Source organism: Pseudidiomarina indica (assembly GCF_900104245.1).
Classification (GTDB): Bacteria; Pseudomonadota; Gammaproteobacteria; order Enterobacterales; family Alteromonadaceae; genus Pseudidiomarina; species Pseudidiomarina indica.
The window spans coordinates 290,053-306,123 of the sequence record NZ_FMXN01000001.1 but is presented as its reverse complement, the minus strand read 5'-3'; the positions used below and the strand labels follow the sequence as shown (position 1 = coordinate 306,123).

Genomic DNA, 16,071 nt, shown 5'->3' with positions numbered 1-16,071 from the left:
TTTTTTGCGAACTTTTTGCGAATTCGTGGGTCTTATTTTGCAAGCGCGCAACGGGCCTTAAAATCTGACGTAGCTAGGGGTTGAGGAGAGTAGGCTCGGATGAGCGAACAAGAGATAGATAAAGTCCTGGTCGAACGCGTACAACAGGGTGATCAGCGAGCCTTTGATTTGTTGGTGAAAAAGTATCAACACAAGGTGATGAGTCTGATTTCGCGCTACGTTAAACAACCAGCCGATGTGCCTGACGTAGCCCAAGAAACATTTGTGAAAGCCTATCGTGCATTGGCGAATTTCCGGGGCGATAGTGCATTTTATACATGGTTGTACCGAATTGCTGTGAATACCGCGAAAAACTATTTGGTTGCTCAAGGGCGTAAGCCGCCTGCCAATGATGTTGATGCGGATGAAGCAGAATATTATGAGGGAAGTGAGGCGCTCAGAGATTCAGCGTCCCCCGAAAGTTTGTTACTGACCGATGAGATTCGTCATGTGGTAATGCGAACCATCGATGAACTCCCAGAAGATTTACGCCGCGCCATTGTGCTGCGAGAAATCGAAGGGCTGGGCTATGAAGAAATAGCCATCGAAATGGATTGCCCGATAGGCACCGTACGTTCGCGGATTTTCCGCGCTCGCGAGGCTATCGACCAGCAACTACGACCCTTGTTAGAACGCTAACATCACTTGAGGAAGCTTTATGTCTGATTGTTTAAAACAAAATGCCTCAGCACTGCTGGATAGTCATTTTGAAGACACAGATGCTGATGCCGGTCAGCCATTTAATGCCGATTTATCAGCATTATTGGATGACGAACAGGCACGGGCTGTTTGGCAACGCTATGCATTAGTGGGCCAGATTATGCGGCGTGAAGTGAGTGCTGCCCAGTCGCTTGATATTAGCGCGCAAGTTGCAGCACAGATTGCGCAAGAGCCTCAAGTGACTGCTCAAGTGGTCACCCCGCTGATGCAATCGGGTGGGGCGTTGACACGGGCGGCAAGCCGTTGGCTGAAGCCAGCGGGAAGTATTGCCATTGCTGCGAGTGTGGCCATTGTTGCGGTATTATCGGTGCAACAACCTGGGCTGGAAGTGATGCCAAATACCCCAGCGGTAACAACCCCTACGCTGGTAACCAATCCGTTTGGTGGACGAAATCCAGTCAGCTTTAACACCGTGATGGAAGCACCAGCACCGACGCAAGCAGAAATTGCTCAGCAACGCCAATTATTGCAGTCTTACTTACTCGATCATCAACGGCAATTGCAGTTATCCCTGCAGGCTGAGATGGAGCAGCAAGAGCATGCAAACGAGGTTGAGCCAATCGACCACCCACATGATTAGAACTTTTACTGCAGTAGTGCTGTGCCTGCTATTCCTCCCTGTTAGCGGCACAGCGCATAGTGAAACCAGTCCAGACCAGGCGGCCAATTTAGGAGAAGTCTGGTTCGACCGCATGGCACTCGCGTTGCGGCAACTCAATTTTGAAGCCACCTTAGTTCAATCCCAAGGACAACGGATCCAGCCCCTGGTGTGGTTTCACGGTCGATATGATCACGAAACCGATCTTGAATTACTCATCCATCTGAATGGCGCGGATTCACGAGCGCTGCGGATTGGTGATCAAACCTACTATTATTCACCGGTGGGCGGCTCCTATTCACTGCAAACCAATGTGACAGCAGGTTTTATTCCGCCAGCATTTTACGAACCTTTTGCGCAAATTAGTCAACATTACCAAGTGATAGCCAGTGGCGGCATGCGAGTAACGGGGCGGCCAGCTCAATATTTACGGCTGGTGAGTCGCGATGAATATCGCTATCATTACGATCTTTGGATTGATCGTGAATCGGCCATGCTGTTGAAACTGCAAATGATGACGCCTCAAGGAGAGGTATTGGAGCAGTTACAGCTTACTTCCATTCTGTTTACTGAACAGATTCCAGCACAATTGACAGAAGTTGGTGCCATTCAACGGCCTCCTCGGCTGTATGAGGCAGCCCAGTTAGAGGCGCCACGGTTTAACTTACGCCCTAATTGGTTGCCGGAGGGGTTTGAATTACGCCGGGCACAGCACCGCCGCTTGTATGACACACAACTGCCGACCGATCATTATTTATTTAGCGACGGATTAACCGAAGTATCCATTTATATTGGTGAACAGCAACAGCAGGGGTTACCTGAGTTAGCCTTTCAAGGTGCTGAGTCATTAATTAACACGGCCATTGATGGTTATGCCGTCACGGTTGTTGGGAAATTACCGGTGGTAACCTTGCATCAAATTGCTGCGGGAATGGTCATGAATTCACAAGGTGCGACACAGTGATTCGAGAACGTGCAGAAATTGTCCGAGTAGAAGCGGACCATTTATATGTCACTACCCAGATAAAAACTGGGTGCAGTGGTTGTGCGCAGCAGACTGTGTGCGGTACCGGCATCATTTCGAAAGCATTTGCGGATCGCCGTGCTGCATTTCGGGTGGTAAAACCTCAAGGGCACTTTGAAACTGGACAGCAGGTCGATCTCCTACTGCCAGAACAAGCGTTATCACGTTTTTCACTGTTGGTGTATGTGGTGCCTTTACTCAGTCTGTTTTTACTGGCGTGGTTCACAGGAAACATTCTGCAATGGACCGAAGGTTGGGTCATTATTGCGTCATTTTTGGGCTTCGGGTTTAGCTTTTATGGGCTCAAACAATGGCTGCAAAAGCGTGATATCCAAGTCATGCAGCTCTTGAGTGTCCAGCAAATCGATTGAATCAAACCGAAACTCTTTGTCCCGGACCGCTAAAATCAGTATGATCAGCGGTATCTGTATCGTTATTATTTTTTGTTGTTGCGGGGGCATTAATGCCAAATCAGGCGTTTAAGCAAACAAATATTCGTAATTTCTCAGTGATTGCACATATTGACCATGGCAAGTCGACGCTTTCTGATCGACTGATTCAATATTGTGGCGGTCTGACTGATCGTGAAATGGCCGAACAAGTCCTCGACTCGATGGATCTTGAGCGTGAGCGTGGCATTACCATTAAAGCACAGAGTGTCACCTTGCATTACACCGCCCAAGATGGCGAAACCTATCAATTAAACTTTATTGATACGCCCGGCCACGTCGACTTCTCGTATGAAGTATCGCGCAGCCTAGCCGGTTGTGAAGGGGCGCTATTGGTGGTGGATGCGGCCCAAGGAGTGGAAGCTCAAACTCTCGCCAACTGCTACACCGCCATTGAAATGGATTTAGAAGTGGTACCGGTCTTGAATAAAATTGACTTGCCACAAGCTGATCCTATGCGGGTTGCTGAAGAGATTGAAGATATTGTCGGAATCCAGGCGGTTGATGCGGTGCAATGCTCGGCGAAAACCGGAATTGGTATCGGCGATGTGTTAGAGCGTATCGTGACTCAGATCCCTGCACCGCAAGGCGATCCAGACGCACCGTTACAAGCGTTAATCATTGACTCTTGGTTTGATAACTACCAAGGGGTGGTGAGTTTGGTGCGGGTCAAAAACGGCGTGCTACGGGCTGGCGACAAAATGAAGGTGATGTCGACAGGCCAAGTGCACCAAATTGATAAAGTGGGCTTTTTCTCACCAAAACCAACGGAAACAGGCATCTTACGCTGTGGTGAAGTTGGCTTTGTGATTGCCGGGATTAAAGATATCCTAGGAGCCCCGGTAGGGGATACCCTAACCTTAGCGAAAGATTCGGCGACTGAACCTTTGCCTGGCTTTAAGAAAATTAAGCCGCAGGTTTATGCGGGCATGTTCCCGATTTCGTCGGATGACTATGAAAGCTTCCGTGATGCATTGGCTAAGCTCTCATTAAATGATGCGTCGCTATTTTATGAGCCAGAAAACTCAGCAGCACTAGGATTTGGATTCCGAGTTGGTTTCTTGGGCATGCTCCATATGGAAATTATTCAAGAACGCTTGGAACGTGAATACGATATCGACCTTATTACGACCGCGCCGACGGTGGTATATCGGGTCATTACCAAAGATGGCAAAGAGCTGATGGTGGATAACCCTGCTCACTTGCCAGCAGTGAATGATATTGAAATCATTTACGAACCCATTGTTGAAGCGAATATTTTGGTCCCGCAAGAGTTTCTTGGCAACGTGATCACCTTGTGTGTCGATAAACGGGGTGTGCAGACCAAAATGTCCTACCATGGAAAACAAGTTGCGGTCACCTATGAGTTGCCGATGGCAGAAGTGGTGATGGACTTCTTTGATCGGTTGAAGTCAACCAGTCGTGGTTATGCCTCGCTGGACTATAACTTTAAGCGCTTCGAAGAGGCTGACATGGTGCGGGTAGACGTCCTGATTAACGGGGACAAAGTGGATGCATTGGCGATGATTACTCACCGCGATCATGCCCAAGGGCGCGGTCGAGAGTTAGTCGATAAAATGCGTGAGCTGATTCCTCGACAAATGTTTGATATTGCCATTCAGGCAGTGATTGGCACCCATGTGATTGCGCGTTCTACGGTGAAACAATTGCGTAAAAACGTGACTGCAAAATGTTATGGCGGTGACGTGAGCCGTAAAAAGAAATTGCTGCAAAAGCAAAAAGAAGGGAAGAAACGGATGAAACAACTTGGTAACGTTGAAGTTCCGCAAGAAGCATTCTTAGCTGTTCTCAAGGTTGGCAAATAATTCGTATCAGTTCACAGCGTTAGGAAGCGAATTCATGGCAAACTTTTATTCGATACTGTTAACCTTGGTCACCTTGGCTGCGGGTTTAATTTGGTTGTATGACGCCAAAATGAAACGGCCGGCTCGGGTTGCACTGATTCAACAGGCCGAACAAGAAGCCAATAAGACGTTGTCTGCAGAAGAACGTGAGCGTCTGGCCCCACAGGGAACCATTGCAGAGTTTGCGCAAAGTGTGTTTCCCATTTTATTTGTGATTCTGATCCTCCGTTCTTTTCTGTACGAACCGTTTCGGATTCCTTCTGCCTCCATGATGCCGACCATGTTGGCGGGCGATTTTGTGTTGGTGGAAAAATTTAGCTACGGCGTTCGTGACCCGTTATTTCGGAGCGAATTATTTGCCACAGGGCTGCCACAGCGTGGTGATGTTGCGGTGTTTAAATACCCGGTAAATCCGCAGGTTGATTTTATTAAACGGATTGTCGCGTTGCCCGGGGATCGGATTATTTACCGTAATAAAACGCTGTATATTGAGCCAGCTTGCGAGACGCGGAATGAGTCCTGTCCGCCACTGCAAGTGATCAAGCAAACCATTCAGCCACAAGACGAGATTTATTTTAATCGTACCACGCCATTGCAGCGCTTTACCGAGCAGCTCGGCGACGTGGAACATGAAATTCTTGTCGACCCATCCGTTGCTTCTCGTGCTGCGTTCTATTACCAACAGCCAGGCACCGCAATGGACGAATGGGTGGTGCCCGAAGGGCATTATTTTATGATGGGCGATAACCGTGATAACTCAGAAGACAGCCGCTATTGGGGCTTTGTGCCATACGACCATTTGGTGGGACGTGCGACACTGATTTGGATGAGTTTGGAGTTTGAACGTGGTGCTGATAGCTGGGTGCCGCAGTGGTTCCCGAGCTGGATTCCTTCAGGCGTGCGTTGGCATCGTTTAGGAACTGTGGAGTAAGCTGTGAGTTTACCAAGACCTTCATTACGGCAATTAGAAAAACGGTTTGGTTACACGTTCAAAAACCAGGATAACCTCATGCGTGCGTTAACCCACCGTAGTGCAGCGGGGAAACACAATGAGCGGTTGGAGTTCCTTGGCGATGCCGTGTTGAGTGTGGTGATTAGCGAAGCCTTATTTGAGAAGTTTCCCCAGAGCGATGAAGGGGATTTAAGTCGCATGCGCGCGACGTTGGTGTGTGGGCGCAACTTAGCCAAACTCGCTCAGCAGTTTGATCTCGGGCCATATTTAGTGTTGGGACCGGGTGAATTAAAAAGTGGGGGGCATCGCCGTGAGTCAATTCTGGCCGATACAGTAGAGGCCTTATTAGGCGCGATGTATATTGAAAGTGGTCTGGCTGTTTGCCGGCCCGTGGTATTAAGTTGGTACGCCACCCAGTTAGCAGAAATCAAGCCAGGCGCAAGCCACAAAGATCCGAAAACGCGATTGCAAGAATACTTACAAGGGCGACAGCAGACGTTGCCTGACTATGAGGTCGTGGCCACGCAAGGGCAAGCGCATAATCAAAAATTTACTGTCAGTTGTCGTGTCGAAGGGTTGGCTGAAGCGGTGATTGGCACCGGCACCAGCCGCCGCAAAGCAGAACAGCAAGCTGCTGATATCGCACTGCAACGACTGACTCAGCAGGAACATGCATGAACGAATTAGCAATGACCCCAGAGACCGCCTTTGTGGCGATTGTTGGACGCCCAAACGTTGGTAAATCAACGTTATTGAACCGTATTCTGGGGCAAAAGATTAGTATTACCTCACGTAAGCCGCAAACCACGCGCCACCGCATTCTCGGCATTGAAACCGAAGGCGCTCGGCAGATTGTGTATGTCGATACGCCTGGCTTGCATCAGGATGAAAAGCGCGCCATTAACCGATTAATGAACCGTGCCGCAGCGTCCTCGCTAAGCGGTGTTGATGCGGTGTTGTTTGTGGTTGAGGCAGGGCGCTGGACCCCAGATGACGAACTGGTTTTGGCGAAACTGAAAAACCTTAGCGTTCCAGTGGTGTTGGTGGTCAACAAAGTCGATCAAATCAAAGACAAAGCAACGCTGTTGCCTTATTTAGAAAAGTTGGCGGGCTTGCATGGGTTTGCGGAGATCATGCCGGTGTCTGCCAGCACGGGGTCACAAGTGGAAACCTTGCGTAAGCAAGTGCATCTGTATGCACGCCCGGGCGACCATCATTATCCTGAAGATTATGTTACCGACCGCTCAGTACGCTTTATGGTGGCAGAAATTATTCGTGAGAAGTTGATGCGCTTTACCGGCGATGAATTACCTTACAGTACGACGGTAGAAATTGAACAATATGCCGTTTCCCCTGCGGGTACCACCCATATTCATGGCCTGATTCTGGTGGAGCGTGATGGTCAGAAGAAAATGGTTATCGGTGCCGGTGGGCAAAAGCTAAAAACCATCGGGATTGAAGCACGTCGGGATATCGAGCAATTGATTGGGGGCAAAGTTCATCTTCAGCTGTGGGTGAAAGTGAAATCAGGCTGGGCCGATGATGAGCGGGCGCTGCGCAGTTTAGGATACGGCGAGGACTAAGCCGTGTCTCCGGCGTTTGTGCTGCATCGCTGGCCCTATCAAGACACTAGCTTATTGCTAGAGTTATTTACCCCAGAACATGGGCGTTTTCGAGCCATTGCAAAAGGGGCGAAGCGGGCAAAAAGCCCATGGCGTAGTATCTTACAACCCTTTATTCCCTTACAAATTGAAACCCGAGGGCGGCATGAGCTGCAAACCTTAGTGAGTGCAGAAGCGCTTGCCCTCGCATTCCCATTACAAGGCATTGCGTTGTATAGTGCGTTTTATGTGAACGAACTTATTCAGCGTTTAACCACGCCTTACCATGCCAACGAGCAATTATTTCGCGACTATCAACAAACCCTTGAATTGTTGACTAAAGTCGAGCAAGTTGAGCCAATATTAAGGCGCTTTGAATGGCAATTACTCTGTCATTTAGGGCATGGGTTTGATTGGGTTCTGGATACCTCTGGGAACCCGATACAGTCTGAGCGAACTTATCAGTTTATGCCCGAAGCAGGTTTTGAGTTATGCTTAGCGTTGCCAGCCAGTGGACCCAGTTCCGTTTATCGCGGGGCTGATATTCTGCGGTTGGCCGAATTTGATGTTGCTGAGCCGCGTTTGTTGGTCGTATTTAAACGCATCATGCGAATGGCACTGCAACCTTATTTAGGGGCGCAGCCACTTCGTAGTCGTGAGTTTTTTTTGCAATATAAGGAAATGCCATGAGTTCAACGGTACGGAAAAACCCAATTTATTTAGGGGTCAATATTGACCACGTGGCCACCGTTCGTAATGCCCGTGGGGTGAGTTATCCTGAGCCTGTCGAAGCTGCCGCAGTGGCAGAACGAGCAGGTGCAGATGGGATTACCGTGCATCTGCGCGAAGATCGTCGGCATATTACCGATCGCGATGTAGAGATTCTTGCGAAAACCTTGCAAACCCGAATGAATTTAGAAATGGCGGTGACGGAAGAAATGCTCAGTATCGCCTGCCGCATTAAACCTGCTTATTGCTGTTTGGTTCCCGAAAAACGAGAAGAATTAACGACTGAAGGGGGCCTCGATGTTGCCGGACAGCAGGATAAAATTACCGCAGCTGTTGAGCGCTTAGCAGAGCAAGGAATCGCGACCAGTCTCTTTGTGGACGCCGATAAACAGCAAATTGATGCCGCCGTAGCAACCGGAGCACCTATTATTGAGTTGCATACCGGGCATTATGCAGATGCAACCGATGACCGCACGCGTTCCCAACTGCTCGCGCAACTACGTGATGCCGCAGAATACGCACAAGCAGCGGGATTGCAAGTAAATGCAGGCCATGGCTTGCATTATCATAATACCGCCGCCGTGGCTGCCATTCCCCAGTTGGTGGAGTTAAACATTGGTCATGCCATTATTGCCCGTGCAGTGATTGTTGGTTTAGAGCAAGCTGTTCGCGATATGAAAACCATCATGCAGCAGGCTCGTCAAAATGGCACAGTTTTATAAGCCGCAAACGCGAGCACAACGCCAACCATCCCGTTCATTAAAAGGCCAACAAGTGGTTGGCCTTGATCATCTAGGTCGCGGCATTATTCGCACCCCGCAAGGCACTAAATTCGTTGCTGGCACAGCTCCCGGTGACGTGATCAGTGTGTCGGTGACAGGGCGCTATGACGCACAGCTTATCGGTATTGAACAACCCAGTGCTATTCGTGTCACGCCCCCCTGCAGCTATTACCAAACGTGCGGTGGGTGTGATTTACAGCATTTGGCGGACGACGAACAGTGGCAACATAAGCAGCGGACGGTGCAAGAAATGCTGAAAAAATTTGCTCAGTTGCAGGCACAACAATGGCTGCAACCGTTACGTGGTGCTCGTTGGCATTACCGTCGGCGAGCTCGTTTGGCCGTGTATTGGAACCGGCAACGGCAGCAACTCACACTGGGCTTTCGAGCGGCAAAAAGTAAGCAAATCATTGCCATCGATAGCTGTCTGGTGCTGGCTAAACCGCTGGATCAGTTATTGCAACCGCTTCGTTCCTTGCTCGAACAATTGCAATGTACAGCGCGGTTGGGTCATGTGGAATTAATAGAATTTACCCAGCAGTTGGTGGTGTTATTACGCTTACCAGAGGTACCCAATGCAGCGGATCATCAACAGCTACAAGCCTTTGCCGAACAGCATCAGGTAGCGGTTTGGGCTGAAACGGATCAGGCATTAACACCGCTTCACGCACGCCCTGAACCCATGAGCTATCGCTCCCATAGGGTGGAAGTTGCAAGCTGGCCAACAGATTTTATGCAGGGGCATCGTGAACTGAGTGAGCAGATGGTCGCGCAAGTGATACAGTGGTTAGCGCCAACTGCTCAAGATCAGGTGCTCGAACTATTTGCCGGCAGCGGTAACTTCACCTTACCAATTGCACTCACCGGAGCACAGGTCACCGCTATTGAAGGGATCCCTAGTATGGTGAATCGTTTGCAGGACAGTGCAACTCAGCTGAAGCTGCCAGTGGTGGCCCATTGCGCAAATTTAGAAGAAACGTGGAGCCAGCAACCTTGGGCTAATAGTCCGTTTAATAAAGTCTTGCTTGATCCAGCGCGGGCAGGAGCGGCCGTCGCCATTGGGGAAGTAGCACGTCGCCAGCCCGAGCGAATTGTTTATGTTTCCTGTGCACCAGATACCTTAGCGCGAGACGCCCAGGTGCTGGTCGAGCACGGATATCAATTAAAACAGGCTCAGCTAGTTGACATGTTTCCTCAGACCCATCACATTGAGGTAATCACATTATTCGAACGGGGGTAGATTGTGGTTTGGGTGCGCAGTACACACGTTGATATGCCTCATCAACAGGGGGATTGGTTAGCAGAATTAGAATCTGAATCGCGGCGCGCGCAATTGCGTGAGCATGCGAAACGGGTCACGGAACTCAGTGAGCAGGCCAAACAACCCAAGCTGGCCGTAAAAGGCAAAGAGATGGTCGAGATTCTCATTGCTCTGAACCTTGATCAAGAATCCCTTATTGCCGCCTTATACAGCCCCGTTTATGAAGCGCAGTTAATGACTGACGAACAAGCGACAGAGTGGGGCGGTCCCGCTTTGTCTGAGCTGCTGCGCGCCATTCAGCAAATGCAAACCATTAGTGCTTTGCAACACTTTCAACGTGGCAAGCCCGATCAAACCCAAATCGACAATGTGCGGCGGATGTTACTGGCGATGGTCACCGACATTCGTGCGGTGCTGATTAAGCTGGCGGAACGTATTTGCTTTCTTCGGGAAGTGAAAAGTCTTGACGAAGAATCACGGGTGTTGGCCGCCAAAGAATGTCATGAAATCTATGCCCCTTTAGCAAATCGGTTAGGAATCGGTCAGCTCAAATGGGAGTTGGAAGATTTAGCATTTCGTTACTTGCATCCCGTTACCTATAAAACGATTGCAGCACGATTATTAGAGCGGCGGATTGACCGAGAACATTACATTCGTGACTTTGTCAGCTTGTTACAGCAAAAGCTCAATGACGAAGGGGTTCGAGCGAAAGTTTACGGGCGGCCCAAGCACATTTACTCGATTTGGCGGAAAATGCATAAAAAAGGCCTGCCATTTGAGCAAGTCTACGATATCCGCGCAGTCCGTATCATCACTGAGTCGTTGAAGGACTGCTATGCAGCTTTAGGGGTCGTCCATAGCTTATGGTCCCATATTGGCTCTGAATTTGATGACTACATTGCCACCCCTAAAGCCAATGGGTATCAGTCCATTCATACGGTGGTTGCGGGCCCTGAAGAGAAACACGTCGAAATTCAAATCCGTACCCAGGGCATGCATGATGATGCAGAATTAGGGGTGGCGGCTCACTGGCGTTATAAAGAAGGCAGTGGCACGACGAAAGGCACGGGCTTAGAAGATAAAATTGCTTGGTTAAGAAAACTCTTAGCCTGGCAGGATGACATGGCCGATTACGACGGCTTGGTCGATGAAATCCGTAGCCAAGTGTTTGAAGATCGCGTTTATGTGTTCACGCCCAAAGGCGAAGTCATCGACTTACCGGCTGGAGCCACACCGTTAGACTTTGCGTACTACATTCACTCCCAAGTGGGTCATCGTTGTGTGGGGGCGAAAGTGAATGGCAATATTGTGCCTTTCACGTATCACCTAAAAAATGGGGAGCGGGTCGAAATTCTTACCCAAAAAAATACCCAGCCGAGCCGTGATTGGCTGAACCCTTCGAACGGCTACCTGAATACTACTCGTGCCCGTAGCAAGGTCGTGACCTACTTTAAAAAGCTGGATCGCGAGAAAAACTTAAAGCTCGGGAAAGAACTGCTAGAAACTGAACTGGCGAAATATCAAGTGCCGTTAAGCCAAGCTGAAAGTGTTCTAGAGCGGTTTAATATGCTGCATCTAGATGATTTGCTGGCAGCCATTGGAGCCGGTGATATTCGTTTGCAGCAGGTGGTGAATCAACTCCGGCCAGAAGCCGAAGTGTTCGCTGAAAAAATTGAACGAATTACTACCAAAGCACCGAAAGTATTGCCCCCAGCAGGGCAACAAAGTGACGTGACGGTTGAAGGAATTGGTAACCTGTTGGTGCAATTTGCGAAATGTTGCCAACCGGTGCCGGGTGACGCCATTCTTGGGTTTGTCACGCAAGGGCGTGGTGTATCCGTGCATCGCAGCGATTGCGATCAATTGAAACATTTATTGGAACAACACCCAGAGCGAGCCATTGATGTCGGCTGGAGTCAACGGCATCAAGGCCGTTACAAGGTGCATTTACGCGTCGTGGCGGATGATCGGCAAGGCTTGTTACATGACATCACCAGTATTCTAGCCAACGAAAAAATACATGTGGTGCAATTGGATTCTCGTTCCGATGCGGTGAGTCAGCAAGCGGTGGTAACCCTCGGCGCGCTGATTAACAATCAAGACAGTGTGCAGCGCATGATGAACCGTTTAAGCCAATTGAAAGGCATTGATATTATTGAGCGTATTAAACAATGACAACCTCACTAACAGGCACCGCAGCCTTATTAGAGGTCATGGCACAATTGCGCGATCCTGAGCGGGGATGCCCGTGGGATCGGGCGCAAACCATGGCCAGTTTAATTCCATATACCATTGAAGAAGTTTATGAAGTGGCGGCGGCTATCAACGGTGGTGAGTGGGACGAAATTCAAGGTGAACTCGGCGACTTGCTATTCCAAGTGGTGTTTTATGCACAGCTGGCACAGGAGCAACAGCAATTCGATTTTGATGCCATCGCGCAACGGATGGCAAATAAGCTCATCCATCGTCATCCCCATGTGTTTGGTGATGCGCAAGTTGCAGATGCAAGTGACGTCAAAGATCAATGGGAGCAGATTAAAGCGACCGAACGGGAACGTGCTGGAACAAACGCCAGTGTATTTGAGGGAGTTCCTGATCGTCTGCCAAGCTTGTTACTGGCCCTAAAATTGCAGCAGCGCGCTGCCTCGGTCGGGTTTGATTGGACCTCCTTGCCACCGGTCGTAGAAAAAATTCAGGAGGAGCTGGTCGAGGTCCAAGAGGAGCTTGCTCGTGCACATCCTAATCCAGATGCCATTGCCGATGAAATTGGTGATTTACTATTTGCGGTGGTCAATTTAGCTCGTCATGCACAAGTACATCCAGAAGATGCGCTCCGTCGCGCCAATCAAAAGTTCAAGCAGCGCTTCCAACGCATTGAGCAACGCTTGCAAACGCGCCAATTACGCGCAGACCAACTGAGTTTGGATGAGCTTGAGGCGGAATGGCAGGCGGTGAAGCATGAAAGCCAGTGATTTGGAGATTCTTGACGATTTTAAATTGTCGATTAGCAATCCATCAGGTATACTATTTTCCCGTCTTGAAGCAACTCCCATTTTACCTGACGACTTAGGTTTCGCATGACAACTAATTATATTTTCGTCACCGGCGGTGTGGTATCCTCGCTGGGCAAAGGCATTGCTGCAGCTTCATTGGCGGCAATTCTTGAAGCACGTGGCCTGAGTGTCACAATTCTTAAACTCGACCCGTACATTAACGTCGATCCGGGTACCATGAGTCCGACCCAGCACGGTGAAGTTTTTGTCACCGAAGACGGCGCTGAAACCGATCTTGATTTAGGCCATTACGAGCGCTTTATTCGCACTCGCATGACCAAGAAAAATAATTTTACGACGGGGCGTGTCTACGAAGATATTATTCGTCGTGAGCGCCGTGGCGAGTTTCTTGGCGCAACCATTCAAGTGATTCCGCATATCACCAATGAAATCAAACGCCGCATTATTGAAGGCAGCCAAGGCTACCAAGTGGCGATTATCGAAATTGGTGGTACTGTTGGTGATATTGAATCACAACCATTCTTAGAAGCCATTCGGCAGTTAGCCACCGAAGTTGGGCGTGATCGCACTTTGTTTATGCACCTCACCTTGGTGCCGTTCTTGGGTGCCGCTGGCGAAGTAAAAACCAAACCAACCCAGCACTCCGTGAAAGAATTACGTTCGATTGGGATTCAGCCTGATGTACTGATTTGCCGTTCTGACCGCGCCTTACCAGCCAATGAACGCAGTAAAATTGCGTTGTTTACCAACGTTGAAGAACGAGCGGTTATCGGCTTGAAAGATGTCGATAGCATTTACAAAATCCCGGCAATTCTGAAAGCCCAAGGGTTGGATGAAATTGTGGTACATCGCTTCCGGTTAGAGTGTCCTGAAGCTGATTTATCTGAATGGGAACACGTACTCTATCAAGAATCGAATCCAAGCGGCGAAGTCACGGTTGGCTTTGTGGGGAAATACATTGAATTACCCGATGCTTATAAATCAGTGAACGAAGCGCTTGCTCACGCAGGGTTGAAAAATCGTGTCACGGTGAATATTCGCTACATCGATGCGCAAGACGTCGAAACCAAAGGGGTGGCGAAGCTCGCCGATGTGGACGCCATTATTGTTCCAGGTGGGTTTGGCGAGCGGGGCGTACTGGGTAAAATTTTAGCCGCTCAATATGCCCGAGAAAATGGCATTCCATATTTAGGGATTTGTTTGGGCATGCAAATTGCGGTGATTGAATATGCGCGCAATGTGCTGGGCCTTGAACAAGCCAATAGTACCGAATTTGAACCTGACACCGCCCATCCTGTGATTGGCTTAATTAACGAATGGATGGATGCGCAAGGGCAACAAGAATGGCGTGATCAGCAATCAGATTTAGGCGGTACCATGCGCTTGGGTGCTCAGCCTTGTCATTTAGTTAAGGGCAGTAAAGCTCACGACTTATACGAGGCAGATACCATCGCTGAACGGCATCGTCACCGCTATGAGGTGAATGGGGCGTACATTGAACAATTGGAGCAAGCTGGAATGAAGATCTCCGGCTGGTCCCATGATCACCGTTTAGTAGAAATTGTTGAAATTCCAGAGCATCCGTGGTTTGTTGCAGCACAATTCCATCCGGAATTTACCTCAACACCCCGTGATGGACACCCATTATTCCGCGGCTTTATTGAAGCTGCAGCTCATTATCAAAAACTGCGTCGCGCATAAGCGCTGCGTGCTTGGCAAAGGAGTAGAAATTAATCATGGCAACAATCAGTAAAATTGTAGCTCGTGAAATCATGGACTCACGCGGCAATCCGACCGTCGAAGCGGATGTGTTTTTAACCAGCGGCCATTGGGGGCGAGCGGCAGCGCCTAGCGGTGCGTCAACCGGTTCACGGGAAGCCCTTGAATTACGCGACGGTGATCCGCAGCGTTATCTTGGCAAAGGCGTGGAGCAAGCGGTTGCTAATATTCATGAGTTGATTGCGCCGGTGCTAAAGGGCGTTGACGCGACTCAGCAAGCGGAAGTCGATCGCATTATGATCGAATTGGATGGCACAGAAAATAAAGAAAAACTAGGTGCCAACGCAATTCTTGCCGTATCGTTAGCGACAGCGAAAGCCGCCGCTAGTTACAAACAGATGCCACTGTATGCGCACATTGCAGAGTTGAATGGCACCGCAGGAAAATTCAGCATGCCATTGCCGATGATGAACATCTTAAATGGTGGTGAGCACGCAGATAACAACGTCGATATTCAAGAGTTTATGATTCAGCCAGTCGGCGCCAAAAACTTCAAAGAAGGTTTGCGGATGGGCGCGGAAGTATTTCATGCGCTGAAAAAAGTGCTACAAAACCGTGGTTTAAGCACTGCTGTAGGCGATGAAGGTGGATTTGCTCCAAACCTCGCCAGCAACGAAGAAGCGTTGACCGTGATTGTTGAAGCGGTTGAGCAAGCAGGTTATCGCATGGGTAACGATATTACGTTGGCACTCGACTGTGCGGCTTCTGAGTTTTATCGTGACGGCCAATACCATCTCGCAGGTGAAGGAAAGTCCTTTGACGCCGCTGGCTTTGCTGAGTATCTTGATGGTTTATGTCAAAAGTATCCGATTATTTCCATTGAAGACGGCTTGGATGAAAGCGATTGGGACGGTTGGAAAATCCTTACCGACCGTTTAGGACATCGCGTGCAGCTCGTTGGTGATGACTTATTCGTGACCAATACCAAAATTTTACAGCGTGGTATTGAACAAGGAATTGGTAACTCAATTTTGATTAAGTTCAACCAAATTGGTAGCTTATCGGAAACACTAGCAGCCATTCGCATGGCTCACGAAGCAGGGTTCACTGCCGTGATTTCGCATCGTTCGGGTGAAACGGAAGATGCAACCATTGCTGATTTGGCTGTTGGTACGGCAGCAGGGCAGATCAAAACAGGCTCATTGTGTCGTTCTGATCGCGTTGCTAAATACAACCAGCTGTTGCGTATTGAAGCTGAGCTGAATGGTGGAGTTCCATACCGTGGCCGTGCTGAAGTGAACGCAAAAGCATAGCAATT

Annotated in this window: 15 protein-coding genes; all 15 read left to right on the top strand. The window is 49.3% G+C overall.

The window, feature by feature from the left end:
* Positions 1-99: 99 nt before the first annotated feature.
* Positions 100-678: an RNA polymerase sigma factor RpoE gene (rpoE, locus tag BLP64_RS01395; RefSeq protein ID WP_092590973.1), complete on the top strand. Its 579-nt coding sequence runs from the start codon at positions 100-102 to the stop codon at positions 676-678.
* A 19-nt stretch (positions 679-697) separates the two neighbouring features.
* Positions 698-1,339: a sigma-E factor negative regulatory protein gene (locus BLP64_RS01390; RefSeq protein WP_092590971.1), complete on the top strand. Its 642-nt coding sequence runs from the start codon at positions 698-700 to the stop codon at positions 1,337-1,339.
* A complete protein-coding gene (locus tag BLP64_RS01385; RefSeq protein WP_092590969.1) occupies positions 1,299-2,321 on the top strand; it encodes a MucB/RseB C-terminal domain-containing protein in 1,023 nt (340 codons plus the stop codon). The genes BLP64_RS01390 and BLP64_RS01385 overlap by 41 nt, the downstream gene beginning before the upstream one ends.
* Positions 2,318-2,752, top strand: a complete 435-nt coding sequence (locus BLP64_RS01380) for a SoxR reducing system RseC family protein (RefSeq protein ID WP_233340072.1) — start codon at positions 2,318-2,320, stop codon at positions 2,750-2,752. Before BLP64_RS01385 ends, BLP64_RS01380 begins: the two co-directional genes overlap by 4 nt.
* Positions 2,753-2,844: 92 nt before the next feature.
* Complete coding sequence (lepA, locus tag BLP64_RS01375) at positions 2,845-4,656, top strand: translation elongation factor 4 (RefSeq protein ID WP_092590967.1); 1,812 nt, start codon at positions 2,845-2,847, stop codon at positions 4,654-4,656.
* 34 nt (positions 4,657-4,690) lie between these two features.
* Positions 4,691-5,626, top strand: coding sequence for a signal peptidase I (lepB, locus tag BLP64_RS01370; RefSeq protein WP_092590965.1), 936 nt, complete (start codon positions 4,691-4,693; stop codon positions 5,624-5,626).
* A 3-nt stretch (positions 5,627-5,629) separates the two neighbouring features.
* A complete protein-coding gene (rnc, locus tag BLP64_RS01365) occupies positions 5,630-6,325 on the top strand; it encodes a ribonuclease III (RefSeq protein ID WP_092590963.1) in 696 nt (231 codons plus the stop codon).
* Positions 6,322-7,230: a GTPase Era gene (era, locus tag BLP64_RS01360; RefSeq protein WP_233340071.1), complete on the top strand. Its 909-nt coding sequence runs from the start codon at positions 6,322-6,324 to the stop codon at positions 7,228-7,230. The genes rnc and era overlap by 4 nt, the downstream gene beginning before the upstream one ends.
* Before the next feature lie 3 nt (positions 7,231-7,233).
* Positions 7,234-7,938 carry a DNA repair protein RecO gene (gene recO, locus BLP64_RS01355; protein WP_092590961.1) on the top strand — a complete coding sequence of 235 codons (705 nt, stop codon included), beginning with the start codon at positions 7,234-7,236 and terminating at the stop codon, positions 7,936-7,938.
* On the top strand, positions 7,935-8,699 hold the full coding sequence (pdxJ, locus tag BLP64_RS01350) for a pyridoxine 5'-phosphate synthase (RefSeq protein ID WP_092590959.1): 765 nt from the start codon (positions 7,935-7,937) through the stop codon (positions 8,697-8,699). The genes recO and pdxJ overlap by 4 nt, the downstream gene beginning before the upstream one ends.
* The gene (locus tag BLP64_RS01345; RefSeq protein WP_092590957.1) at positions 8,683-9,999 is read left to right on the top strand and encodes a class I SAM-dependent RNA methyltransferase family protein; all 1,317 of its coding nucleotides are present in this window, start codon (positions 8,683-8,685) and stop codon (positions 9,997-9,999) included. The genes pdxJ and BLP64_RS01345 overlap by 17 nt, the downstream gene beginning before the upstream one ends.
* A 3-nt stretch (positions 10,000-10,002) precedes the next feature.
* Entirely contained in the window at positions 10,003-12,195 is a 2,193-nt protein-coding gene (gene relA / locus BLP64_RS01340; RefSeq protein WP_092590955.1) for a GTP diphosphokinase, read from the top strand.
* Complete coding sequence (mazG, locus tag BLP64_RS01335; protein WP_092590953.1) at positions 12,192-12,992, top strand: nucleoside triphosphate pyrophosphohydrolase; 801 nt, start codon at positions 12,192-12,194, stop codon at positions 12,990-12,992. The genes relA and mazG overlap by 4 nt, the downstream gene beginning before the upstream one ends.
* Before the next feature lie 105 nt (positions 12,993-13,097).
* Positions 13,098-14,735: a CTP synthase gene (locus tag BLP64_RS01330; RefSeq protein WP_092590951.1), complete on the top strand. Its 1,638-nt coding sequence runs from the start codon at positions 13,098-13,100 to the stop codon at positions 14,733-14,735.
* Between the two features lie 35 nt (positions 14,736-14,770).
* Positions 14,771-16,066, top strand: coding sequence for a phosphopyruvate hydratase (eno, locus tag BLP64_RS01325; protein ID WP_092590949.1), 1,296 nt, complete (start codon positions 14,771-14,773; stop codon positions 16,064-16,066).
* The last annotated feature ends 5 nt before the right edge of the window (positions 16,067-16,071 follow it).